Source organism: Candidatus Ruminimicrobiellum ovillum, assembly GCF_002392975.1.
Taxonomy (GTDB): domain Bacteria; phylum Elusimicrobiota; class Endomicrobiia; order Endomicrobiales; family Endomicrobiaceae; genus Ruminimicrobiellum; species Ruminimicrobiellum ovillum.
On the sequence record NZ_DGIC01000011.1, the window covers coordinates 107,674 to 131,346 of the forward strand.

General features: G+C 33.9%; 25 protein-coding genes, 1 tRNA gene and 1 pseudogene. 1 reads left to right on the forward strand and 26 read right to left on the reverse strand.

All coding sequences use genetic code 11. The annotated features are described in order from the left end of the window. Positions 1-127: 127 nt before the first annotated feature. The 15 genes from B2Y85_RS06715 to B2Y85_RS06785 all read right to left on the reverse strand — a co-directional run bounded on the left by B2Y85_RS06715 (position 128) and on the right by B2Y85_RS06785 (position 11,895). Positions 128-1,378, reverse strand: a complete 1,251-nt coding sequence (locus tag B2Y85_RS06715) for a glycoside hydrolase family 2 TIM barrel-domain containing protein (RefSeq protein ID WP_372519709.1) — start codon at positions 1,376-1,378, stop codon at positions 128-130. Between the two features lie 5 nt (positions 1,379-1,383). Then, positions 1,384-3,351, reverse strand: a complete 1,968-nt coding sequence (locus B2Y85_RS06720; RefSeq protein ID WP_372519710.1) for a glycoside hydrolase family 2 TIM barrel-domain containing protein — start codon at positions 3,349-3,351, stop codon at positions 1,384-1,386. A 56-nt stretch (positions 3,352-3,407) separates the two neighbouring features. Continuing rightward, a tRNA-Val gene (locus tag B2Y85_RS06725) sits at positions 3,408-3,481 on the reverse strand. Positions 3,482-3,653: 172 nt separating this feature from the next. Then, positions 3,654-4,067, reverse strand: coding sequence for a hypothetical protein (locus B2Y85_RS06730; RefSeq protein ID WP_372519711.1), 414 nt, complete (start codon positions 4,065-4,067; stop codon positions 3,654-3,656). A gap of 6 nt (positions 4,068-4,073) precedes the next feature. Further along, positions 4,074-4,541: an LA_2272 family surface repeat-containing protein gene (locus B2Y85_RS06735; RefSeq protein WP_372519712.1), complete on the reverse strand. Its 468-nt coding sequence runs from the start codon at positions 4,539-4,541 to the stop codon at positions 4,074-4,076. 16 nt (positions 4,542-4,557) lie between these two features. Further along, positions 4,558-5,145 carry a ribosome biogenesis GTP-binding protein YihA/YsxC gene (gene yihA / locus B2Y85_RS06740; RefSeq protein ID WP_372519713.1) on the reverse strand — a complete coding sequence of 196 codons (588 nt, stop codon included), beginning with the start codon at positions 5,143-5,145 and terminating at the stop codon, positions 4,558-4,560. A 2-nt stretch (positions 5,146-5,147) separates the two neighbouring features. Beyond that, positions 5,148-5,858 carry a Bax inhibitor-1/YccA family protein gene (locus B2Y85_RS06745; protein WP_372519714.1) on the reverse strand — a complete coding sequence of 237 codons (711 nt, stop codon included), beginning with the start codon at positions 5,856-5,858 and terminating at the stop codon, positions 5,148-5,150. Continuing rightward, on the reverse strand, positions 5,839-6,300 hold the full coding sequence (locus tag B2Y85_RS06750) for a bis(5'-nucleosyl)-tetraphosphatase (protein ID WP_372519715.1): 462 nt from the start codon (positions 6,298-6,300) through the stop codon (positions 5,839-5,841). The genes B2Y85_RS06745 and B2Y85_RS06750 overlap by 20 nt, the downstream gene beginning before the upstream one ends. Position 6,301: 1 nt before the next feature. Beyond that, positions 6,302-6,832 carry an NUDIX hydrolase gene (locus B2Y85_RS06755; protein WP_372519716.1) on the reverse strand — a complete coding sequence of 177 codons (531 nt, stop codon included), beginning with the start codon at positions 6,830-6,832 and terminating at the stop codon, positions 6,302-6,304. A 10-nt stretch (positions 6,833-6,842) separates the two neighbouring features. Continuing rightward, positions 6,843-7,952: a glutamate 5-kinase gene (gene proB / locus B2Y85_RS06760; protein WP_372519717.1), complete on the reverse strand. Its 1,110-nt coding sequence runs from the start codon at positions 7,950-7,952 to the stop codon at positions 6,843-6,845. Positions 7,953-7,958: 6 nt separating this feature from the next. Continuing rightward, the gene (locus B2Y85_RS06765; protein ID WP_372519718.1) at positions 7,959-9,380 is read right to left on the reverse strand and encodes a lytic transglycosylase domain-containing protein; all 1,422 of its coding nucleotides are present in this window, start codon (positions 9,378-9,380) and stop codon (positions 7,959-7,961) included. A 6-nt stretch (positions 9,381-9,386) separates the two neighbouring features. After that, entirely contained in the window at positions 9,387-10,031 is a 645-nt protein-coding gene (rpe, locus tag B2Y85_RS06770; RefSeq protein WP_372519736.1) for a ribulose-phosphate 3-epimerase, read from the reverse strand. Between the two features lie 10 nt (positions 10,032-10,041). After that, positions 10,042-10,992 (reverse strand): PASTA domain-containing protein, encoded by a 951-nt coding sequence (locus B2Y85_RS06775; RefSeq protein WP_372519719.1) that lies wholly within the window; start codon positions 10,990-10,992, stop codon positions 10,042-10,044. A gap of 15 nt (positions 10,993-11,007) precedes the next feature. Further along, positions 11,008-11,265, reverse strand: a complete 258-nt coding sequence (locus B2Y85_RS06780) for a hypothetical protein (RefSeq protein ID WP_372519720.1) — start codon at positions 11,263-11,265, stop codon at positions 11,008-11,010. 21 nt (positions 11,266-11,286) lie between these two features. After that, entirely contained in the window at positions 11,287-11,895 is a 609-nt protein-coding gene (locus tag B2Y85_RS06785; RefSeq protein WP_372519721.1) for a nitroreductase family protein, read from the reverse strand. A gap of 175 nt (positions 11,896-12,070) precedes the next feature. Here B2Y85_RS06785 and B2Y85_RS06790 point away from each other — a divergent pair, with 175 nt between their 5' ends. After that, a complete protein-coding gene (locus tag B2Y85_RS06790; RefSeq protein WP_372519722.1) occupies positions 12,071-13,063 on the forward strand; it encodes a magnesium transporter CorA family protein in 993 nt (330 codons plus the stop codon). Here B2Y85_RS06790 and uvrA read toward each other — a convergent pair. The 11 genes and pseudogenes from uvrA to B2Y85_RS06845 all read right to left on the reverse strand — a co-directional run. Further along, a complete protein-coding gene (gene uvrA, locus B2Y85_RS06795) occupies positions 13,060-15,882 on the reverse strand; it encodes an excinuclease ABC subunit UvrA (protein ID WP_372519723.1) in 2,823 nt (940 codons plus the stop codon). The genes B2Y85_RS06790 and uvrA overlap by 4 nt on opposite strands. A gap of 94 nt (positions 15,883-15,976) precedes the next feature. Further along, on the reverse strand, positions 15,977-17,536 hold the full coding sequence (gene nadB / locus B2Y85_RS06800) for an L-aspartate oxidase (protein WP_372519724.1): 1,560 nt from the start codon (positions 17,534-17,536) through the stop codon (positions 15,977-15,979). Position 17,537: 1 nt separating this feature from the next. Then, positions 17,538-18,065, reverse strand: a complete 528-nt coding sequence (locus B2Y85_RS06805) for a hypothetical protein (protein ID WP_372519725.1) — start codon at positions 18,063-18,065, stop codon at positions 17,538-17,540. Positions 18,066-18,083: 18 nt separating this feature from the next. Next, a complete protein-coding gene (gene panC, locus B2Y85_RS06810) occupies positions 18,084-18,926 on the reverse strand; it encodes a pantoate--beta-alanine ligase (protein WP_372519726.1) in 843 nt (280 codons plus the stop codon). Beyond that, a complete protein-coding gene (gene panB / locus B2Y85_RS06815; RefSeq protein WP_372519727.1) occupies positions 18,923-19,714 on the reverse strand; it encodes a 3-methyl-2-oxobutanoate hydroxymethyltransferase in 792 nt (263 codons plus the stop codon). The genes panC and panB overlap by 4 nt, the downstream gene beginning before the upstream one ends. A 14-nt stretch (positions 19,715-19,728) precedes the next feature. Then, positions 19,729-21,186, reverse strand: coding sequence for a hypothetical protein (locus tag B2Y85_RS06820; RefSeq protein ID WP_372519728.1), 1,458 nt, complete (start codon positions 21,184-21,186; stop codon positions 19,729-19,731). Between the two features lie 72 nt (positions 21,187-21,258). Then, on the reverse strand, positions 21,259-21,621 hold the full coding sequence (locus tag B2Y85_RS06825) for a hypothetical protein (protein WP_372519729.1): 363 nt from the start codon (positions 21,619-21,621) through the stop codon (positions 21,259-21,261). A 15-nt stretch (positions 21,622-21,636) separates the two neighbouring features. Continuing rightward, positions 21,637-22,122, reverse strand: a complete 486-nt coding sequence (locus tag B2Y85_RS06830) for a hypothetical protein (RefSeq protein ID WP_372519730.1) — start codon at positions 22,120-22,122, stop codon at positions 21,637-21,639. A gap of 2 nt (positions 22,123-22,124) precedes the next feature. After that, the gene (locus tag B2Y85_RS06835; RefSeq protein WP_372519731.1) at positions 22,125-22,775 is read right to left on the reverse strand and encodes a hypothetical protein; all 651 of its coding nucleotides are present in this window, start codon (positions 22,773-22,775) and stop codon (positions 22,125-22,127) included. Next, complete coding sequence (locus B2Y85_RS06840; protein WP_372519732.1) at positions 22,768-23,406, reverse strand: hypothetical protein; 639 nt, start codon at positions 23,404-23,406, stop codon at positions 22,768-22,770. Before B2Y85_RS06840 ends, B2Y85_RS06835 begins: the two co-directional genes overlap by 8 nt. Before the next feature lie 52 nt (positions 23,407-23,458). Continuing rightward, positions 23,459-23,673, reverse strand: a pseudogene (locus tag B2Y85_RS06845) (hypothetical protein); the annotation flags it as partial.

Sequence of the window (23,673 nt, forward strand, 5' to 3'; positions counted from 1 at the left end):
AAATTCGTTAGTGAAATGAAGTATTTTTAAAGTGCAGTGTACGTAAGTGAAGCGGTACATAAACTTTAAAAATACGAAATTGTAACTAGAATTTTAAATTTTTATCGTGAGATGATTTCGCTTATTACTAATATGTGGCAGGATCCCAATCCCAAAGTTCTTCCTGATAAGTATAATAAACATTTTTTAATATTCTTTGGAAAGGGCTGTGTTTACCTTTACCTTGAGAACAAATTCCAAGCCACTCATCGTTGAACTCACCGTCTATTGTTGAACCGGACCAAGCTCCCAAATGCGTATCGTGTACTTTAGGTGAACCGACAAGCCACCATCTGTCTACCCAAGAATAAGCCACACCGCCTATAGAATTGCCTACACCGTCGCCCCAAAAACTATTGTTTTCTATATTTTTCCATGCACCATAATGATATTTTGCCTGATAAACTTCACAAGTTGATTTCTTTTTTTCGTTCCAAGAATCGCATCCATACTCGGTAATAAGAACGGGTCTGTCAAACTCTTGTTTTATTCTGTTCCACAATGTACCGAAACCGTAAGGTCCGGAATATTGGTTAAAACCCAACACATCTATACTTGGGGTATGTTTTGCATAATATTTAACAAACCTTGTGGTTGCATTACATACACCTACAGGATGTTTATTATCATCTAATTTTTTTATTAGTTTACAAGCTTCTTCCACAAACTTTGCATAAACTTCGGGATATTTCCAAGCATTGGTATTTGTTGCCGTAGAGTTTGAAGAATTTCCGGAAACATCATTTTCGTTTCCCAACATCCACATTAACACATACGGCTCATCTTTATGTTCTTCAACCATTCTTTTAACACTTTCAAGCATTGACTGTCTTTGAGTTTCATTTAAATAATTTGTTCCGGAAGACCAAGCGGCGCTGCTGCCTTTTGTGTATGCACCGAAAAAGTTTCCCATAATAACCATTATGCCGTAGTTATAATATAAATCTCTTAACAATTCCTTGTTTATATTATCACTGTGATAAATTCTTATAGTGTTACAACCCATTGCTTTAAGTAATGCAAAATCACCGATATTATCTTCATAATTGTCTCTGTAATTATCTCTGTTTAAATCAACCCAGGATTCGTAAGGACCGTCTATTACTCCGTTGTTATTTACATCCGCCCACATCCACTCATTTGTGTTTGTAGTACTGGAACCTACTCTGTCGCAGGAATATGCAATACCTTTTACAAAGTACGGTTTGTGGTCAACCAAAAGTTTCCACACCCCGACTTTATTTTTAATAACTTTAACGGCAGCAAAACAATTGACCGTAAAAGACAGGCATGTAATAAACACTATTAAAGTGGTAAATATTTTTTTGTTAAATATCATATATTTTACATTTTATATTTTTTCCATAAACTTTGTATAGAATAATATGCTTTTCTTAACTGTCTTTTGAAAGGACAATCTTTACCGTCACCTATAGACACAAGCCCGAACCACTCTTCGTATCCTCCGCCGTCAATAAAAGGTCCTTCCCATTGTGCCGTTTCATCGTGAGCATTAAAATCATATTCCGGAGGAGGACCTGCTTTCCACCATTCATCCGTCCATTCGAATATTATTCCGCCCAATGCATTTCCCACACCGTAACCGGCAACATTTTCCTGAATATTTTTTATGCTTCCTTCATGATAAATTGCCTGTTGTTCTTCGGCTTCTATCTGATTGTGTATTTTACTGAAGGCAGGGCAACCGTATTCGGTAACTACTACCGGCCTTTCATATAGTTTCATTACATCTTTCCACAATGTGGCAAAACCTTCTTTACCTCTGTATGCATTTGCGCCGTATATATCAAGTTCCGGTGCATATTTTGCACATTGGTCCATAAACAAAGTATCACCGTTACATATTGCTACAGGTCTTTGTTGCGGATCCAACTCTTTTATTCTTTTTGCACATCTGTTTATAAATCTGTAATATGCGGGAACATCTTTTCTTACGTTACAACCTGTACCGGCAGCAACACCCACAACACCTACAGTTCCGTAATTGTTTTCGTTACCTAAAACCCACATTAAAACGTAAGGTTCATCTTTATATTCGTTAACCATTTTTTCAACACTTGCCAACATTCTTTGGCACTGTTCTTCGTTAGTGTAATCGGTACCTTCAAACCATTCGGCACCGGAATCCGTACAATACATACCTAAAAAGTTACCTATCATATACATAAATCCGTAATTTTTGTATCCGTCCATAAGCAACTCTTTATTGAAGTCGGGATAATGATACAATCTCAATGTATTTATTCCCATATCCTTCATAAGTTTAAAATCACCTACAACCTGCTCATTTTCGTCTTTTCTTTCGTTTCTGTTTTCGTCTACCCAAGATTCGTAAGGTCCGTCTATAATTGCATTGTCATTATAGTCGGCAAACATCCAATCTCTTGAAGCGTTCAATGTTCCGTTATCGGGAGATGTTCCCACCGGGTTGGGAGAATAACATATTCCCCTTACTATGAAAGGTTTATTATCAACAAACAACTGATAATGTTTGTTATTATATTCTACGAGTTTAACTTTACCTTTACCTACGGTTTTTTTGATACCTACTTTTTTCAAATCCACAGGTTTTACTATCCAATCTTTACTTGTTGCTCTAACAAGTTTTCCGGGATCCGCTATAAAATCATCGTTAGATTTTTCATCATCGAATCTGTTTATAACATCGACATAAGCATCTACCAACTTCAAACCTATTTCGGGATGTTCTCTTGTAAGATATTTTATTTTTTCTATTGCTACGGGTGCCACATACCAAGGAGTTTTCCAAAATGTGTAACCGATTGCTTTAGGAAAAAATACTACAATGGAATAGTACGCTTTTATTGCCCTTTCGTAATTACCGGCATTTTCAAGTGCAAGTGCAATATAATACTGTCTTACACCGGGATCTTCTTGAGCTGTTGCCCATTTATAATAATTCAGTTCGGTATTTCTTGTATTAACATAAGTCCACTTATCTCCTTCAAGTTTCTTTTCTCTCATTAATTCTTTATATCTCGGACTTTTAAAAACTGATTCTTGATTGGGCCAAATTCCTTCACCGGAAGCTTCTTTCAAACCTTTGTAATCGGATGGAACATATTTATACTTATTTGTACCTACATTTTTAAACTCACCGTATTTTGCATAATCAACAACATCTTCTGTTCCGGGAGTATGTATTTCAAAATATTCAGGTGCTTTTTTTTCAGGAAGTTTTTCTACTTTTTTGCCCGAAGCAACAACAAAGGAACCGAAAAAAACTATCAAGGACATCGTTAAAACTGATAAATATAGCCTGTGTTTCATAAATATAAAACCTCTCTGTTTTTTTTGATTTTTTTCTTTGGAAGGAATTGAGAAAATGGGCAGTGCAGGGATTGAACCTGCGACCTCCTCCTTGTAAGGGAGATGCTCTCCCTAGCTGAGCTAACTGCCCACACTCTCTAACTGACGGAGTATAATTTACCAAATTTTTTTTAGGATGTCAAGAAAATCGCAAAGCGATTTTAGAAGATTAGAAGATTGGAAAAATAGAAGAAATAAGGAATGTTTATTTCTTATAGATTCTGAATCAAGTTCAGAATGACAAAAATACCGGCAATTTATAATTATGGTTGAGGTGTTGCAACGAGGATATTTTTTGCGGTTTGTTCCGCAAGTTCGTTGTTACCGATTTCCATATAAATTGTTTCGGCTTCTTTAAATAAAGTTAATGCTTCGTTCAGTTCTTCGTTGTTGTTTGTTGTAAGATAATTTTTGTATAAACTTAAAGCCAAATTATTTTTTGTTTTTGCAATTAATGTTTTGTTGTCAAAATCGATTTTGGGTAGTGTTTTTTTGTATATTAAAACAGAGTCGGAAAATCTTCCGTTAGAGTAAGCTTTTTCCGCTTTTGAAATGTTCCAAGAAACGGACACTCTGTTGAAAGATTTTCCGACATATTTAATTACATCAAATAAAATTCCCGATATAACTAACCCCGTAATAAAACCTACTATTACGGTTACTATAATATTCTTCACTTATTATTAAGCAAAGCAGAAATTGAAGAATACAAATACAGGCAAGAACTGTGTATTGTTCTTGATTATGTTAACCAAACCGAGTTGAAGACCTTTCATTGATTCGGTATAGTTTACTAAACCTAATTGTGCACCTGTTGTTTTACCTTTTGTCCAGTTAACAAAACCGAATTGAAGACCTTTCATTTCTTGTGCTAAATTAACACAACCATACTGAACACCCAAACCATCGTTTGTGTTGTTTACAAAACCCAATTGTGCACCTGTGAATTTGTCTGCTTGTGCATAGATCAATGCAAGTTGAACACCTTTAACTTCTTGTGTTTGTGTTCCGATAGCAATTTCCAAACCTGTTGTTGTATCTCCGTTAGGAACACAAATAGGTCCCCACAAAGATAACTTGATAGGTTGTGCTGCTTGAGCTGCTGCACACAACATAACTACTGCAACCAAACTTAATACTACTTTTTTCATTTTACTTCCTCCTGTTTTATTTTAACAACAAATTTCCTATATCGTTTATTAATTTTCCGAAACCTGTTTGTTTTTTTGCACTTACACAATATATATCTTCTCTCTCCACTTCACACATCTCACAGATTGTATCTTTTAATTTTTCCAAATTCAAGTTGCTGACCTTATCGGTTTTATTCGAAACTATTTTGAACGGTATATTTAATTTCCGAACCCAATCCATCATAACAAAATCAAGTTCGGTAGGTCCCACAAAAGAATCTATAAGAATATATATCATTTTCAACGTTTTTCTTGAAGTAATATATGTTTCTATCATCTTTTGCCAAACTTTTTTTTCTTCTTCGGTAACTCTTGCAAAACCGTATCCCGGCAAATCCACTATCCATCTGCCTTTGGCCGGTGTAAAAATGTTTATTGCTCTTGTTCTTCCAGGAGTTTTTGAAGTTCTTGCCAAATTTTTAGTTTTGCATACGGCATTAATTACAGAACTTTTACCCACATTAGACCTGCCTACAAATGCAACTTCCGATATACTTTGCGGTAAAAGCTCGGGTTTTGTTTCGGATATAAAAAATACCGATTTGGATAAATCTAATGCCATTTTTAATCTCTTACTTTACTTAATAATCTCAATATCTCTAAGTATAACCATACTATCGTAACCATAAGTGCAAACGCACCGTACCATTCCATATATTTCGGTGCATGACCTTCAACTCCGTTCTGTATAAATTCAAAATCCACTACTAAATTTAAAGAAGCGATTATTACAACAAAAACACTAACAAGTATTCCGAGAGCGCCGGAAGAATGTATAAAAGCAATTCCCGGAGTATGACACACAAGCAATATAATATCTAAAAAATAAACCAAACAAATTGCAGCTGTCGATAAAGCTACAATTTTTACAAATTTTTTTGTCGCTCTTATTTTTCCCGATTTAAATGCAGCCAACATCAAAAATAAATCACATATCGTTAAAAATATGGCATTAACAGCTATACCGGGATAATCCTTTTCAGCAAACAATGTTATTGCACCTAATACCAACCCCTCACCGAAAGCATATATCGGAGAAAAATATGGAGCTGTTCTTACATTAAATGATATTATGACACATAAAGCTAATGCACCTGCAGTTATCAACCAAAAATAAATATTCATTATTGATGCTGCATTTGTCCACCCAAAATAAGCACCTGCAGCCAAGAACAGCCACAATATAAAGCTTTTATTTATAACACCGTTTATTGTCATTACATCATCGCCGTAAGATACGGTTTGAAATGTTTTCTTATTTAATACCGGATTCATCTTTTGCCTCCTTAATAAACATATATGCCGATTTTAATAATTTCTTTTGGTTATCGTGTTTTAAATATTCAATTGCTTTACTGCAATTTAACCATTTACCCTGCCCTATTTCGTTATCGCAAGAACATTTAAAATCTTCTCTTGTACTTGCTAAATAGTATATAACATTTTTATCAATTATCCTATTTTTTGTGGTGCTTAATGTACCTTTTATTTTGTATGTATCAATACAACGAAAATTATTAATAAATTCTATATCGGTTATACCCGTTTCTTCTTTGATTTCTCTTTTGGCGGTTTCAAGTTCCGTTTCATCAGATTCAACGTGTCCTTTAGGGAACCCCCACTCTTTGTTTCTTTCGGAATAAATTAAAAGGAACAATATCTCACCTTTTTCTATTTTATATATAAATGCACCTACGGATGTTTCTTTTGTTTCCATACTATATTTCGGATGCTGCATAAAGTAATGCTATTACCGTTTTTGCATCCTTTATTTTACCTTGTTTTATCATTCGTAAAGCTTGTTTGAAAGGCACTGTTACTCTTTCTATAAATTCATCATCATCGGGATGTTGCTTTCCCGAAACCAAATCTTTTGCTGTATAAATAATAAGTTCTTCGTTTGAAAAAGCAGTTGAAGGATAAAAGGATATAAGTTTTTTTATACTCTTTGCCGTATATCCGGTCTCTTCTTTCAATTCTCTTTTGGCACATTTCAGTAACGATTCTTTTTTATCGAGTTTTCCCGCGGGAATTTCGTAAGTTATTTTGTCTACCGGATATCTGTATTGTTTAACCATAATAATATCGGTTTTGTTTATAAAAGGAACGATTGCCACTGCTCCGGGATGGTCGATATATTCTCTTATTGCTTTGTTCCCGTTAGGCAAAATAATGTCATCTTTACAAAAGTTTATTGCTTTACCGTTATATATTTTATTCTTTTTATAAACTTTTTCTTTTAATTTCATTTTGTACCTTCTATTTTATTACAACCAAATTATCTTTATGTATTACTTCTTCACATATCATGTTAGGAAACTCTTTTTTTATTTCAGCGGAAGATTTACCTGCTATTTTTAACAAGTCAATAGAGTTATAATTTGAGAGTCCTCTTGCGACTTCTATATTGTTTTGTTCTATAGGGTTTAACACCACAACACTTATCGTATCGCCTCTGTTGAAAGAGCCGCCTACCGTTATTATTCCGGAAGACAAAAGACTTTTCTCTTTATTTCTTATTGCAACGGTTGCATTTGCATCTATAAGGACAAAACCTTTTGCTTTTTTCCCGAATGCTATCCAGGATTTTCTTGATTGAAGTTTTTTGTTGGGCAAAATTTTTGTTCCTATATCTTTACCGTTAACGGCATCTTCTATTAAATCAAGTTTGGAACCGTTTGTAATAAATGTTGTTGTGCCGGAACTTGCGGCTATTTTTGCGGCAATAAGTTTTGTTTTCATACCACCGGTACCTTTACCGCTGCTCGAATCCGGACTTGCTATTTCCAACAAATCATCGGTAATTTTTGTTATTGTTCCTATTATTTTTGATTTTTTGGGTATACCGTCATAAAGTCCGTCAACATCGGTTAAAATAAAAAGCATATCCGCTTGAACGGATGCCGCAACTATCGCGCTTAACGTGTCGTTATCACCGAAATTTATTTCATCAACCGCAATACTGTCGTTTTCGTTTATTATGGGAATAACATCTTTTCTTAAAAGTAATTCGTTTATTGAATTTCTTATATTTATGTATCTTTGCCTGTCATCAAAATCGTATCTTGTAAGAAGAATCTGTGCAACCATTAAATTTAAAGGTTTAAATGCTTGTCTGTATGCCTGCATTATTAACGGTTGTCCTATAGAAGCGAGAGCCTGCTTTTTTCTTAGCTCTTTAGGCTTTTTTGTTAAATTTAAATATCCCAACCCGGCACCGATTGCACCCGAACTTACCAAAATAATATCAATATCTTTTTCTTTTTTAAGTTTGGATATTTCCTGTGCAAAAGAGTCTATATAGGGAATATTTAATTTCCCTGTTTTATCTGTTAATGTACTTGTTCCTATTTTTATTACTATTCTCATATATTCCTACTTACTATAATATTTTCTTCCGGGCCTTATAACAAGAACCTGTTTCGGCTGCAAATATTTTTGTTTCTTCAATTTCGGATTATCTTCTTTTATTGCCGAAGGCGTAGTTTTAAACTCTCTTGCTATTTTTTCTAAGTAGTCACCTTTTTTAACTTTATACTTTATAAATCCGGGACTTGGATTTAAATCTTTTTCTTTTGCTATATTTTCCAAGAAAATATCTTTTGTTCCTACAGGCAAATGCAACTCAAAATTTTTGTACCCGTGCGGTGTGCACCATGCAAGTATTGAAGGGTTTAACTCTTTTATTACTTCAACAGTTGTATTTGCACATTTTGCAACAATTTTTAAATCTATAACTTTATCTATAATGACGGTATCAAAAACCATAGGTTCCTGATAATTTAAATTTGTAAACCCGTATTCTTCCGGATTTTTAGCGATTTTTACCGAAGCAATAAACTGAGGAACATAATTTTGTGTTTCTTTGGGAAGAGCGTTTCTTTCTTTCATTTCCAATACCGATGAAGCATTGGAAAATTTCATATCTCTTATAAGCCCGTATTCACCTCTGTTATATGCGGACAATGCCAAATGCCAATCGTTCAACAAAACAAAAAGTTCTCTTAAATATTTCGCAGCCGCTCTTGTAGCTTTTACGGGATCTCTTCTTTCGTCTACCCAATAATTTATCTGTAATCCGAGTGCTTGTCCTCTGTGTGCCATTATTTGCCACATACCCACGGCTTTTGCTCTGGACACAACATTGTTATTGAACAAACTTTCTATAATAGGTAAATACTGCAAATCTTCCGGTAAATTATATTCTCTCAAAATAGACACTATCATGTCTTTATATTTCCCGCTTCTTTCAAGTGCAAGTCTTATACTTTGAGCAGATTGTCCGACACTGTATCTTTTTATCCATGCATTCAAAATATCTTCATCGTAATCCATTGAAATTTCAAGTGCATCTTCCCTGTTAAGATGATTTTTGTTCGTATCAAGTCCGTTAATATTTTTTATTTTTCTTAAAATATTTTCGCAATCGGTTAACAAAAATTCAACTTCTTCCGGTTTTAAGTTTAACGAATTTAATTTTTCCAAAAACTTGTGATAACTTTCACTTGCGTCTATATAGTTATTTTGTCCGCAGGCACTTAATGCGGAATTCAAAAATTGGTCTGCTTCCATAATATTTTCTTTTAACGATTCAACCTTTTCATCGAGAACAGGCGTATCTATATCGTTAGTATCGGATTGTACAACACCTATTTCCGTTTCTATTTTTTCCTGATTGATTATTTCTTGTTCGGATTGTTTTTTATGTTTTTTACAAAAAGATAATGAAGGATTAAACAATAATACCGTAGCCAATAAAATAGTGATTAATGTTTTATATTTATTCAATGAATTCATAACTTATTATAAAGATTTTAAACCTTTTAAAACTTGTTGCGGATTTTGTGCCGCAAAAATATAACTTCCGCTAACCAACACATCCGCACCGGCATCAATACATACTTTTGCCGTTTTATCGTTTATTCCGCCGTCTATTTCTATTAAACATTTATACTTATTATCATCTATAATTTTTCTTAAAGAAGAAATTTTAGGTACCATATCTGCCATAAAAGATTGACCGCCGAAACCCGGCTCAACAGTCATAATTAATACAACATCAACCAAAGGCAAAATTTCCAAAATATCACTTACCGGAGTTTTAGGCTTTATAGATACTCCCGCCTTTATACCGGCTTTCTTAATTTCCTGTATTAATTGTTTTTTATCACATGAAACTTCATTATGAAAAACAATTAAATCCGCTCCGGCTTTATAAAAACTTTCCCAATACTTTTCGGGATTTGTTATCATTAAATGGACATCAAAAAACAATTTGCTGTATTTTTTTATTGATTTTACAACAACGGGACCTATTGTAATATTGGGAACGAAATGACCGTCCATCACATCCACATGCAACCAATCCGCACCTGCGGACTCAACCATAGAAACATCTTTTGCCAAGTTTGCAAAATCAGCAGATAAAATTGACGGTGCTATCAAAATTTTTTTCATATTAAAAATCTCTTTCTTCTATTGAAATATTATTTATAAAAACTTTTACGGTTGCTTTACCGTTTACTTTTACAGGAATAGAAATTGTAGTTTTAGGTGCTCTTATTCCGTTAAAAATATCTCTTTCACCGCCCTCATCGTTTAACACCAATCTTATTCTTTTGTTTTCGTTACCGTCCGGAACGATATATTCAAAAGTTTTTTCTTCAAGAGCCAAAGCACTTTTTTCGTCTGCTACATAAAAAGTGATTTTTGTATCTTTTGTTATTCTTTCATCAAAATTAGGAGATTGTTTAAAGACTTCTCCCGGGTTGGCCAAAGTTGTTCTTTTTGAAACAACTTTAACTTCATAATTTTCATCTATTGCCCATTTTTTTGCTTCTTCGGCGGATTTACCGGACCAATCGGGCATTAAAACAGTTCCGTCGGTCGGTGCACCGTTTGATACCAACACATTTACGGATGAATCTTTTTCTATTGTAGAACCTGCCGCAGGTTCTTGTTCTAACACTATACCTTCTTCATATTTTACGGAAGATTTTTTCGTAAGTTCTCCCAAAACAAGACCTAACGAACGAAGTGAAATTGTTGCAGATCTAATTGTTTGACCTTTTAAGTCAGGAACATAAACTATTTCTCCTCCCTGGCTTATAACGATTTTTATTACTTTACCTTCTTTAACGTTCATACCTGCAGGAGGTACTTGTCTTATAACGATACCTGCAGGAACATCTTGGTTAAATTCTGAACCGTCTTTCATCAATGCAAGTTTGGATTGCGATAACATATCCAAACATTCAACCAAATTTTTGCCTTGCAGATCCGGTACCAAAACTTCGGATTTTTCTCTGACAAAGCCCGACATTATAATATTGAACGAATAATATCCTGCCGCCGCCAATATTGCTAAAATCACAAAAACTTTTATTAAAAACATTACAATTTTTTTCATTTCTCTCACCAAAAATTAATTTATGTTATATTTTTTCATTAATCTGTTAACTTTCTTTTCTATATCTTTCTTTGTTTTGGCTCCGGTGGAATTTGCCGCAGAAACAGTAGAAAGAGTGGAAACATCGTTCAACATTTCCTTAACATCTTTGGTAATAAGTTCACCGTTATCGTTGGTTATGGCAGATTTTCTTGTATTAAAATAAGCATGATACAAACAAAAAATTATAGCAAGAACAATTATCATTTCCAACAAAAAAGTGCCTATTCTCATTGGCTTTTCTCCTTTTTATTATTACCAATTGTTAACATGTACTTTATCTGCATTATATTTTTGTTTAGGTTGTTCTTGTGTAAGAGGATAACCTATAGGAATAATGTTTAGCGGAATAACATTTTCCGGTAAATTGAATAAACTTCTGATACCTGCTACTCTTTCATCGGACGGATAAGCCATACACCATACGGCACCCAATTCCAAAGCTTCCACAGCCAACAAAATATTTTCTGTTACGGCACAACAATCCTGCTCCCAAAATCTTTCACTGATATTTTTGTCACCGCAAACGATTATTGCAAGTTGAGAATTTTTACTGTATGATGCATTCGGTGCAATTTCCGCGATTTTTTCCAATTTTTCTTTATCGGTAACAACCAAAATTTCCCAAGGTTGTTTATTCATTCCGCTGGGAGCGGCCATTGCACATTTTAATATGGTATCTATTTTTTCCTGTTCTACTTTTTTATCGGAATATTGTCTTACGCTTTTTCTGTTCAAAATATTTTCTATTGCGGAATTTTTCGAGCCGTTATCTGCAGATTTTTTTGAATTGTTATCTGCCGTTACACAAGAAACCAATGAAAATAAAACAAATACAGAAAAAACATAAAATATTTTTTTCATAAAAACCCCTACATTGATAATTTAATTAATTATATATAATATACCACCTAAATTTCAATTTAAAATAATAAACTTTTCGATATTATAATTTGTTACAAAATGTTTTTTATCTTTACTTAAATAGTTTTATTTTGTAAAATTTTTTATCATATATTAAACGGTTAGGTTGTGTGCTATGATAAAGTCTATTTTTGTAAACAACGGTATATGCCAACAAGAAGAAAGTATCGAAAATATAAATAAAATTTACAGTAACAATCCGTCTTTGTTATGGGTTGATATTACTTTGGAAAAAGGCGATTTGTCCACGGATGAAATTGCTCTTCTTACCGATACATTCAAATTTCACGAACTTTCGATTGAAGACTGTTTGTTCCCTTTATACAACCCTAAAGTTGAAGAGTTCGACAACTACCTTTTCGTTAACACTCACGGTATAAGATTAAAGACCATGAACTTAGCGGAGTTCGATGAGTCAATGTACGAGCTTGATATTTTCTTATCAAAAAACCTTATCGTTACCGCACATACCGAAGAGTTGGAATTTTTGGACAGTTTAATGCACAAAGCAATGTTGAAACCGCAGATAGAATTAAAAAGTATGGAAACGTTGTTATACAAAATTTTATCGAAAGTGGTAGACAACCTTGAACATACAATGGAAAAAATCAGCGACAAGATAGATTTGCTCGAAGATAAAGTTTTGGAAGATCCGCATCCGGACGATATGGAACAAATTCTCGATTTGAAAAAAGTTTTGCTTTCCATGAGAAAAATCGCGGATCCGCAAAGAAACGTCTATTCTTTCTTTGCAAGAGAAAACAACGAATATATAAGAGAATCTTATTCCGCATATTTCAGAGATATTACAGACCAACTTAACAGCTTAAACAAAACCATAAACTATAATTCTCAAATGATAAGTTCTCTTATTGCAATTTATATGTCTTCGGTAACATTGAAGTTAAACGAAACGATGAAATTCTTAAGTATAATAGCTACAATATTTTTGCCGATACTTATATTTGCAAGTTATTACGGAATGAATGTTGCTTTCCCGGAAATAAAAATTTTGGGCGAAACGGGAACATGGTTTTTTGCAATATTTATGATACTTGCTTCAACTTGCGGAATTGTTTTATACATGAAAAGAAAAAAATGGTTTTAGTTCCCCTTTCGTGTTCCGTAAATAAGTTTTCTTAAAAATTGTCCCGTATAAGATTTTTCTATTGTCATTATTTTTTCCGGTGTTCCGCAACCTACAACTTTACCGCCGCCGTCTCCGCCTTCGGGGCCTAAATCTATTATCCAGTCTGCCGTTTTAATAACATCCAAGTTATGTTCGATAACAAGAACGGTATTTCCGGCATAAACCAACTTGTGCAATACATCCAACAACTTTGCGATATCGGCAAAATGTAAACCTGTTGTAGGTTCATCAAGAATATAAAGTGTTCTTCCGGTAGATCTTCTCGAAAGTTCCGTTGCAAGTTTTATTCTTTGTGCTTCTCCGCCGGACAATGTTGTTGAAGATTGACCTATCTTAATATATCCCAAACCTACATCGTTTAATGTAGATAATATTTTGTGCAATTTCGGAATATTTTCAAAAAACTTTACACTTTCTTCAACCGTCATATTTAAAACTTCATCTATGTTTTTACCTTTATATTTTATCTGTAAAGTTTCTTCGTTAAATCTTCTGCCGCCGCAAACATCGCACTTAACAAATATGTCAGGTAGGAACTGCATTTCTATTTTTAGCGTTCCGTCTCCCTGACAATTTTCGCATCGTCCGCCTTTAACATTAAACGAAAATCTGCCCGGCATATATCCTCTTGCTTTAGCTTGAGGAGTTTGTGCAAACAAGTCTCTTATTAAAGAAAATGCACCCGTATATGTTACAGGGTTGGATCTCGGTGTTCTTCCTATAGGTGACTGATCTACAATAACCACTTTATCTATATTTTCTAACCCTTCTATTCCTTTATTTTTTCCCGGAACCTCTTTTGCTCTGTAAAATTTTTGTGCTAAAGATTTATATAAAATTTCATGAACTAAAGTAGATTTTCCAGAGCCTGAAACTCCCGTTACACAAACAAACAAACCCAACGGAATATCAACATTAATATTTTTTAAATTGAACTGACTTGCACCTTTTATCGATAACCATTTACCGTTGGTTTTCTTTCTTTTCGGTATAGGTATTGAAAGTTTTCCGTTAAGATATTGTGCGGTAACTGAATTTTTAACTTTCATAACTTCTTTAGGTGTTCCGCTTGCAACAACTTGTCCGCCGTGAATACCCGCACCGGGACCTAAATCTATTAAATAGTCTGCCGTTCTCATTGTATCTTCATCGTGTTCAACAACAATTAATGTGTTACCTAAATCTCTTAATGTTGTTAATGTTTTTAACAACATTGTATTATCTCTTTGATGAAGACCTATTGACGGTTCATCCAACACATAAAGAACACCTGTAAGCCCCGAACCAATTTGTGTTGCTAAATGTATTCTTTGTGCTTCACCGCCCGAAAGTGTGGAACTTTGCCTGTTCAAACTTAAATATGAAAGGCCTACATTATTTAAAAAGTTTAATCTTGCTTTAATTTCTTTTAAAATAACTTTTGATATTGTTTTTTCTTTTTCCGTAAGTTTTATATTATCAAAAAACTTTACCGCCTGTTCTACGGACATTGCCGTTATATCCATAATTGATTTATCGTTTACCAATACGGATAATGCCTCTTTTTTCAATCTTTTACCGTGGCATGTAGGACAAGTTTTTGTGGACATATACTTTGAAAAAATTTCAGTTCTTACAAAATCGGACTCGGTTTCACTGTACCTTCTTTGCATGTTGGTAATAACACCTTCAAATTCTCCGTCTCCGTATAACAAAATCTCTTGTTGTTTGGCTGTTAAATCTTTCCAGGGTCTGTTCATGGGAATTCTGTTTCTTTTGCATGCATCGGTTATAAGTTCGTAATAATATCCTGACCATGCACCTTTCCATCTGTGAGTTCTTGTTGTTACAGGTTCAGACCATGCTTGTAATGCGCCTTGATTAACAGTCCTTGTTTTGTCCGGAACAATCAAATCGGGATCAATTTCGCTTTTTTCCCCTATACCGGAACAATCCGGACATGCACCGTGCGGAGTGTTAAAAGAAAAAAGTCTCGGCTCTATTTCCGATATATTTATACCGCAATCTATACATGCATAATGTTCACTGTAAGTTTTTTCTTCTTTTATATCTTTATTTTCGTTAACGACCGCAACGGTTACAAGACCTCTTGCCTGTTTAAGTGTGGTTTCTATTGAATCCGCTATTCTTGTGTGTGCCTGTTCGGATACTTTTATTCTGTCTATCAATAAATCTATATTATGTTTTTTGTATCTGTCTAACTTTATAGTTTCATCAAGGTTATAAATTTTCTTATCTACTCTTACTCTTGTAAAACCGTCTTTTAAAAGTCTTGAAAAAAGTTCTTCGTAAGTTCCTATTTTCCCTTTTATTAACGGTGCAAGAATATATATCATCGTTCCTTCATCAAGTTTCATAACATCATCTATAATTTGTTGTGAACTTTGAGGAGTAACTTTTTTACCGCATTTAGGACAATGCGCTATACCTATTCTTGCATATAACAATCTTAAATAATCGTAAATTTCGGTTACCGTTCCCACAATAGATCTCGGGTTATGTGACGGATTTTTTTGTTCTATGGATATTGCCGGTGAAAGACCTTCGATAATATCAACATCGGGTTTATCCATAAGGTCTAAAAACTGTCTTGCATAAGCGGATAAAGATTCAACATATCTTCTTTGCCCTTCGGCATATATTGTATTAAACGCAAGTGAAGATTTTCCCGAACCTGATAAACCCGTAACTACGACAAGTTTGTTTTTCGGAATGTCGATATCTACGTTTTTTAAATTGTGCTGACGAGCACCTCTAATCTTGATAATATTCTCCATATATTTTCTCCGAAAATTTATCACGAAATTTTATATTTGCCAAAAGGTTATTATACTAAATTTTGAGATAATTAAGTTAATATAGCATAGTCAGCTATTTTGAAATGATTGTATCTTTTATATGAGAAGACTTCTTCGGATAATCGCTGTTGAAATGTGCGCCGCGACTTTCCTTTCTTGCCATGGCGGACTTTATTATAATTTCGGCAACATCTACAAGATTTTTTACTTCCAAAAGTTCCATACTGACTTTAAAATCTCTGAAATGATTTTCAACTTCTTTTTTTACGATTTTCAACCTTTTTAAAGCCATTTTTAATCTTTCTTTTGTTCTTACTATACCTACATAGTTAGACATTAATCTTCTGACTTCTTCCCAATGTTGCAACATTATCGTAGGATCACCGTTACCCGTACTTTCGTTAACAAACTCTTTAACATTATCGTTAAACTTTATGTTAGGTAAAAGTTCTTGAGTTTTTTTGTAAGCACAGTGGGCAAAAACAAGACCGTCAAGCAACGAGTTTGAAGCAAGTCTGTTTGCACCTTGTAACCCGTTACAAGCATTTTCGCCTATAGCAAAAAGGTTTTGTATTGATGTTTGTCCGTCTTTATCCACGGCAATTCCGCCGCAACAATAATGTGCCGCGGGAACAACAGGTATCATATCTCTTGCCATATCTATTCCGTAGAACAAACATTTTTCGTATATGTTAGGGAACCTTTTTACTATAAAATCTTCCCCTCTGTGTCTTATATCAAGATAAACGAATTTATCGCCGCTTTTCTTAAGTTCGGTATCTATTGCTCTTGAAACTATATCTCTGGGAGCCAAATCTTTTAAAGGATGATACTTTTGCATAAAAGCTTCATCTTTTTGATTTTTCAATACCGCACCTTCACCTCTAACCGCCTCCGAAATTAAAAACGATTTTGCTATAGGATTATATAAACATGTGGGATGAAACTGTATGAATTCCATATTGGAAATGTTTGCTCCGGCTCTGTATGCCATTGCGATGCCGTCACCTGTTGCAACATCCGGATTAGATGTATATAAGAAAACTTTACCCGTTCCGCCGCAGGCAAGAACAACAACTTTTGCCAAGAAGGTTTCTACCGTAGAATTTTTCACATCGTATACATAAGCACCGCAACATTTTTTGTTCTCATCAACAATTAAATCTATTGCCATGTGATCTTCATATATGCTTACATTGTTTGCTTTTTGTATGTTTGAAACCAACACTTTTTCTATTTCTTCACCGGTAATATCTCCGGCATGAAGAATTCTTCTTTTACTGTGCCCGCCTTCAAGACCAAGTTCAAATTCCGAACTGTTATAATCTTTTTTGGCAAACTTCATTCCCATAGAAATAAGTTCTTGTATTCTTTCCGGTGCGGACTTAACGGCTATTTCAACGATTTCCTTATTGCAAAGCCCGTCACCCGCAACAAGAGTATCCTGTATATGAGATTCGAATGTATCGTCTTTATCGGTAACACAGGCAACTCCGCCTTGTGCTTTACCCGTGGAAGAATCAAACAATTTTTTCTTGGTAACAAGTGCAACATCGTTAGTTTTGCATGCTTTGAGTGCAAAACTAAGTCCCGCTATACCGCTGCCGATAACCAAATAATCTGTTTTTATCATTTTATTTTTGCTCTATTTTAAACCATTGTGTAAGTTCGCTAAGTAAATGTTTAGCTTTATCTTTATCACCGCTGTCTATTGCAACTTTTATTGCATCTATTTTTTTTCTGTCTTCTGCTACCGCAGTTCTAACATTCTTAACGGCTTCATTCATATTTTTTGCAAGTTCTATAGTTTCATCTTTTTTTCTGTGATGAATTTTTACGGTAAAATCACCGTTTTTTAATCTTGCGGTAACTTTTTCAAAAAAGAATATGGGGCCTATAAGTCTGTGAAAATAAAATATACTTTCTATTAAAACCAAAGCCATAAAACCAAGTATTGCCCAAAAAAAACCGCTTGTATACGATCTTACAAAATTCTTAATTGCACCGGCACTGAGTTGATCCATTCCGGGAGAATTCAATAACGAATCTAAAAACATATAATAAATCAATATCGACGAAACAACAATAATAGTTGCCAAAATCAACAAATATTTTATTTGCAATTTCGGTTTAACAATATATTGTCTTCTTTTTATTGTCATTTTTCCCCCAAGAAAAATTTATTTTTTACAAACAATATTATCTATCAATCTTACATTTGAAACTTTAACGGCAACAGCTATTACTATAGATTTATCTTTATCTGTTGCCAAATCCAAAGTTTCGAAATTTCTAAGTTCAATATAATCTATTTTGCTCTCAGGTATATCCGAAATATTTTTTTCTATGTTCTTTTTTATATCTTTTAACTTTTTACCTTCTGCAAACTGTTTTTTTGCCAAACATAAAGATTTGTATATTCCGCAAGCATCTTGTTTTGCTTTTTCGGATAAATATGTGTTTCGGCTCGACATTGCAAGTCCCGACTTTTCTCTTACTATCGGGCACCCTACAACTTTTAAGTTAAAATTCAAGTCTTTAGCCATTTGTTTAACTATTATATACTGTTGATAATCTTTCAAACCGAAATATGCTCTTTGAGGCATAGCGATATTAAAAAGTTTTGATACTACGGTACAAACTCCCTGGAAATGTATAGGTCTTGTAACACCGCACATTATTTTCGATAATTTATTGTTGTATATGTATGTTGAAAAGTTGTCGTTATACAATGTTTTGTTTGTAGGTAAAAATAAGAAATCCACTTTGTTATCTTTACATACTTTTATATCGTGTTCTACAGGTCTCGGATATCTTTCATAATCTTCGTTCGGCCCGAACTGTATGGGATTTACATATACGGATACAACGGTTATATCGTTTTGCGATACGGACTTTTTCATTAATGAAATGTGTCCCGCATGCAACGCTCCCATTGTAGGAACAAGTCCTACTGTTTTACCTTTTTTCTTTAATCCTTCGATTGCTTTTTGTAGTTCTTCCGGTTTTCTTATAATTTTCATTTGTATGTGTTTACCTCTTGCGGAAATTTTCCTTCTTTAACTTCTTTACTGTATTGTGCTGTTGCTTCTTGTATAACTTGTGCCAGGTTTGCATATTTTTTTACGAACTTAGGTGTAAAATCCGTAAACATTCCCAACAAATCGTCACTTACCAAAACTTGCCCGTCGCAATATCTTCCTGCTCCTATACCTATTGTAGGGATATCCAACTTTTCGGTAACCGTTTTTGCTATCGTTTCGGGGATTCCTTCAAAAACTATCATTGATACACCTGTTTTTTGTAATAACAAAGAATCTTCCAACAACTTTTTTTGAGACTCTTCATCTCTGCATTGAACTTTGTATCCGCCCATCTTTTCTATGGATTGAGGCATAAGCCCCAAATGACCGACTATTTTTATACCTTCATTTATAATTGCTTTTATTGAATTTATAATTTCCAATCCGCCTTCAAGTTTTACCATATCGGCACCGGCATCAATAAGTTTTTTTGCATTTTCCGCTGCCAATTTCGGATCATCTTCATAAGACTTGTAAGGCATATCGGAAACCACAACAACTTTATCTTTGTTTGTTCCTCTTGCCGTAGCTTTTGTATGGTGTATCATATCATCCATTGTAACGGACAACGTGTTTTCGTAGCCGAGTTTTGTCATACCTACCGAGTCGCCCACCAAAAACATATCCACATTTGAGTTAGACATAATTTTTGCCATAGTGGCATCGTAACAAGTTACCATTACGATTTTTTCGTTGTTTTTTTTCATTTGTAAAATTTTTTCTAACATTGTTTTTCCCGAAATTAATTATTAAAAAGTTTATAATGTACATTTTTTACATCAAAATCCAACGGATTAAAAGCTGATGTTGCTATTAAATACCAACCGGTGGACGACGATGAAGATACCCAACTTCCGTTTTTACCTCTCGGAATTTCCCACTCATTTGCAAAAGTCGTATATATTTGTTTATCAGAAGGTTTTTTAGATGTGTACGGTAACGATTTATCTATCAAATTTAATTTATTTGAAACTTTCTCAATGTTTGATAAAATTTCTATTGCCTGTTTTTTATACCGTTTAGCCAACTCTCTTCTACCTTGTTTTAATGCATATTGAGCCATAGTTTGCAATGCCGTTACATGAAAACCTGTTCCTTCAAACCATACCATTCTATAATTTTTTCTTCTGCCTTGTTGATTGGTAAAATCATAACCTTTTATTTCCATATCACCTATCTTATCCGTAACCAAATAATTATCTTCGGCAAATTGCATCATATCAAAAGGATCTATACCTAACTCTTCCAATCTCTTGGGTGTAACCGCGGGAATTGTCCACGAAATAGTATCTAAAGCATCGGTTCTATCTACTCCGTGGGAGTTGTATCCCATATTAAAAGTTCCTTTATTTTTATCAAGAATAAGTTTTGTAAGCCATCTTTCTATATTTGTCATTTCTTCATTTATATCTTTTAATCCGTAATTTGCTCTTTCAAAATAAGAAACAACATTTTTATTCGAATTTTTATAAATATATTTTAACATTCTCAACACTGCATAATAATCTATAACATTTTCGGTTGAATAAACCGTAGACCAATCCGGAGGTTGCCATCCGTAACCCATACTGGGAGCACCTTTTTCAGAATTTGAAAATTCGTAATGTCTTATTTCTCTTGCCCATTTAGCCATACTGATTAAAAACGGAATATAATCTGTTTTACCCGTTATGGCCGTATATTGTAAAATTGCAATGGCAATCCACATATTGGGTCCCAAATGAACTCTGTTACCGTCTATTCCCGGTTTTAACCCCCACCTTGTTCTTTGCATATCGGTTCTATAAGAATTGCATAATCCGTAATAGTCGCCCTTTGAAGCATAAAATTCTTTTTTGAAAAGCATAAATAATTTTTCGGCTTTTTTATATTGTCCGGACAAAATATAACTGATTGATGCTATTGAACTGTCATAAACAAATGCTTGTGCATCGAGAACACCTTTTGAACCGATTATAAAAGAACTTGTAAATAAATCGTAAAAATAATGAGAAGTTCCTCTAAAACTTTCAACAAGCCCGTTAACGGATGAAGTTTGTCTGTCATAAAAGCTTGCGGTTCTCATTTGATGTCTGTAAAAATCTTCATTTAAAGATTCCGTAGCGAATTGCTCTCTGTAAGACTTATCTACAATATCAATACAATAACCCGTTGAAAAAATAAAAATAAGTGATATCGTTAATAAAAAAATTTTTTTCATATTCTTAAAAAAAAACACTATCTCTTAAAAAAGAGATTGTGTCTATTATATCATATTTGGAAATATAAAAAACTAACTTATGGTAATGTTTATGGAAACGGTTACACCTTGACAAAAAAGGGTTATCGTTCCTTTACCTCTTTCTTCAGCGGTAAATATTGTATTTTTCAATGTTTTTGAAGAAAAACTTCCCAACTCATCACCGGCTTCATTACAGGAAACAGACCATCTTACAGGTTCGGAAATATTTTCCATTTTTATATTTTTTATAACTGCTTCCAACTCTTTATAGTCACCTACGCTTAAAGTTAAATCTTCCGCCGGTTCTATTTGTAAAATCATAGTATTGTTCAACAACTTATCTCTTTTGGTACAAGCACCGAAACAAACCGTTAAACAAACAAATAATAATGATAAAAATAATAATTTTTTCATATTTTTTCTTCCAAATTAAATAGAAAACCTGGTTCTGTATCTCAGCATTACACCATCTTTTCCATAAGTATCAATATTAAACTTTTCAAAGGCATACTTTTTGGATTCTCTGTTTGCAACCAAATAAGCATCAACAACGGCAAATATCCAAGTTGCAATAGCAACACCGCCCAAGATTCTTGAAGTATTTAAATCGTTTTCATAATCATCATAATAAGAAGATTCTCTTGCACCTAACCTTTCATAAGTAACATAATCACCTTCCGATTTTGCAAGATAATAAAATGTTCCGAACACGGAAACCGCAAAAACGCCGAAAACTATCCATCCTTTTGTTTTTTGATTATTCCAACCTTGCCCCCAACCGGGCATAACAGCAGAACGAAGTGCCGCATTCATTGCAGTATATTCCGAAAAATCACAAGTCAATGTACATGCTCCTGCATTTGTGCAATTCAATAACATAACAGAAATGATGATTACAATAAATTTTTTAATCATAATTATTCTTTAGTAAACCTTATATCATCCAAATAAACTTCTCCGCCGTTTGTTATTCCGGTTGCTATCAAAGCCATGGATATATCGTATTCTATTTGTGTCATATCTTGGATATTAGTTAACTGAACGGAAACTTCCTGCCAATTTGGAGTAACATCCGTATCGGACATTTCCGCATATGCCCAACTTCCGCCGCTTTTTTTCGGAATTTCTATTCTAAATTTACAACCTTGATATAATCTTCCCTTTATCCAAAATTTCATATAAACATAACCGCTTTTTGATAAATCAACTACCCCGCCTACCTGTTCTCTTGCCATTAAACCAAAACCGAAAAAGCTTTTATCCCGGTCGTTAACATTTCCGACCCAAGAAAACTTCACACATTTTCTTCCGCATTTAGGCTGACTCGTACATGCAAAATCAAGTTTTACTTTATGCCAATCCGCACAAGACGAATCATCTTCCCATCTTTTGGGTTCCAAAGAACCTTTTGTATTTATTTCATCATCGTAAATATACCAAATATCAGGCCAAGAATCTATCGGATCATGAATACCTAATAATGCTCTGACAGGATATCTTTCGCATGAAGCAAAACATATCATACAAAGCAAACAAAATGATAATAATTTAACAAGTTTTCTATTCATATCTTATATCATCCAAGAAAACGGTACATCCTTTAGGATTATCTTTCTTAGAAAAAACTATACAAAATCCGCCCGAAATAGAACTTAAATCAGACTGAGATAAGTCTATGGTATATTTTTTCCAACTGCCTGTCAATTTAATCTTTTTTAGCCAAGCAACATCGGTATCACTGTAGTCACCAGAAATTCCGCCTATTTTAACTTCCGATATTATTTCGTAACCGTTCGCTCCTCTTGCCCAAAAAGTTAACTTAGTTGCTCCGGTTATATTGTATCCGCCTTTTTTATCTCCCCAATTGTTTGCAGGATGCTGCCAATAAATTCCTGCCCACTGTTTTAAACCTTCGGCATTATATCTCATTTTTATACAACTTTTACCGTCATGCATATTTTGACTGCAGGACTGGTCCAACTCCAAGTTAGCAACATCCCCCATCCAACCGGACGGTGCATAATGATTTTTTGAAGACATAAAATCTTCATACACATAAAAAGGTTCAAAAGTATTTGCATTTTCAGCAGCCTTATTTGTATCCGTGTCAGTACCTTTTACTGCCGTTGAAGGAACACATGCACAAATAAAGCAACTTAATAAAAACATCGATAATGTTAAAACTTTTGTTCTTTTCATTTTTCCCTTTTTATATTTGGGGCAGGGAATTAACCCCGCCCCATAAAATCAATTATTCATAAATAACATCATCTAAATAGATTATAAATCCGTTAGGATTGTCATCTTTAGATGCTGCAAAGCAAAATCCACCGATTACGTGGCTCAAATCTTTGCCTGTTAAATCGATTGAATATTTCTGCCATTCTTTTGTTAATTCAATAGGACCTACTGCTGCTGAATCTGAATCCGGATATTCTCCGGTGATTCCGCCCATCTTGAATTCTG

Excerpts from the sequence above, each read along its gene's own strand:
- B2Y85_RS06715 (WP_372519709.1), bottom strand. The coding sequence starts at position 1,378 with ATGATATTTAACAAAAAAATATTTACCACTTTAATAGTGTTTATTACA.
- B2Y85_RS06720 (WP_372519710.1), bottom strand. The coding sequence starts at position 3,351 with ATGAAACACAGGCTATATTTATCAGTTTTAACGATGTCCTTGATAGTT.
- B2Y85_RS06735 (WP_372519712.1), bottom strand. The coding sequence starts at position 4,541 with ATGAAAAAAGTAGTATTAAGTTTGGTTGCAGTAGTTATGTTGTGTGCA.
- yihA (WP_372519713.1), bottom strand. The coding sequence starts at position 5,145 with ATGGCATTAGATTTATCCAAATCGGTATTTTTTATATCCGAAACAAAA.
- B2Y85_RS06745 (WP_372519714.1), bottom strand. The coding sequence starts at position 5,858 with ATGAATCCGGTATTAAATAAGAAAACATTTCAAACCGTATCTTACGGC.
- B2Y85_RS06750 (WP_372519715.1), bottom strand. The coding sequence starts at position 6,300 with ATGGAAACAAAAGAAACATCCGTAGGTGCATTTATATATAAAATAGAA.
- B2Y85_RS06755 (WP_372519716.1), bottom strand. The coding sequence starts at position 6,832 with ATGAAATTAAAAGAAAAAGTTTATAAAAAGAATAAAATATATAACGGT.
- proB (WP_372519717.1), bottom strand. The coding sequence starts at position 7,952 with ATGAGAATAGTAATAAAAATAGGAACAAGTACATTAACAGATAAAACA.
- B2Y85_RS06765 (WP_372519718.1), bottom strand. The coding sequence starts at position 9,380 with ATGAATTCATTGAATAAATATAAAACATTAATCACTATTTTATTGGCT.
- B2Y85_RS06775 (WP_372519719.1), bottom strand. The coding sequence starts at position 10,992 with ATGAAAAAAATTGTAATGTTTTTAATAAAAGTTTTTGTGATTTTAGCA.
- B2Y85_RS06780 (WP_372519720.1), bottom strand. The coding sequence starts at position 11,265 with ATGAGAATAGGCACTTTTTTGTTGGAAATGATAATTGTTCTTGCTATA.
- B2Y85_RS06785 (WP_372519721.1), bottom strand. The coding sequence starts at position 11,895 with ATGAAAAAAATATTTTATGTTTTTTCTGTATTTGTTTTATTTTCATTG.
- B2Y85_RS06790 (WP_372519722.1), top strand. The coding sequence starts at position 12,071 with ATGATAAAGTCTATTTTTGTAAACAACGGTATATGCCAACAAGAAGAA.
- uvrA (WP_372519723.1), bottom strand. The coding sequence starts at position 15,882 with ATGGAGAATATTATCAAGATTAGAGGTGCTCGTCAGCACAATTTAAAA.
- nadB (WP_372519724.1), bottom strand. The coding sequence starts at position 17,536 with ATGATAAAAACAGATTATTTGGTTATCGGCAGCGGTATAGCGGGACTT.
- B2Y85_RS06805 (WP_372519725.1), bottom strand. The coding sequence starts at position 18,065 with ATGACAATAAAAAGAAGACAATATATTGTTAAACCGAAATTGCAAATA.
- panC (WP_372519726.1), bottom strand. The coding sequence starts at position 18,926 with ATGAAAATTATAAGAAAACCGGAAGAACTACAAAAAGCAATCGAAGGA.
- panB (WP_372519727.1), bottom strand. The coding sequence starts at position 19,714 with ATGTTAGAAAAAATTTTACAAATGAAAAAAAACAACGAAAAAATCGTA.
- B2Y85_RS06820 (WP_372519728.1), bottom strand. The coding sequence starts at position 21,186 with ATGAAAAAAATTTTTTTATTAACGATATCACTTATTTTTATTTTTTCA.
- B2Y85_RS06825 (WP_372519729.1), bottom strand. The coding sequence starts at position 21,621 with ATGAAAAAATTATTATTTTTATCATTATTATTTGTTTGTTTAACGGTT.
- B2Y85_RS06830 (WP_372519730.1), bottom strand. The coding sequence starts at position 22,122 with ATGATTAAAAAATTTATTGTAATCATCATTTCTGTTATGTTATTGAAT.
- B2Y85_RS06835 (WP_372519731.1), bottom strand. The coding sequence starts at position 22,775 with ATGAATAGAAAACTTGTTAAATTATTATCATTTTGTTTGCTTTGTATG.
- B2Y85_RS06840 (WP_372519732.1), bottom strand. The coding sequence starts at position 23,406 with ATGAAAAGAACAAAAGTTTTAACATTATCGATGTTTTTATTAAGTTGC.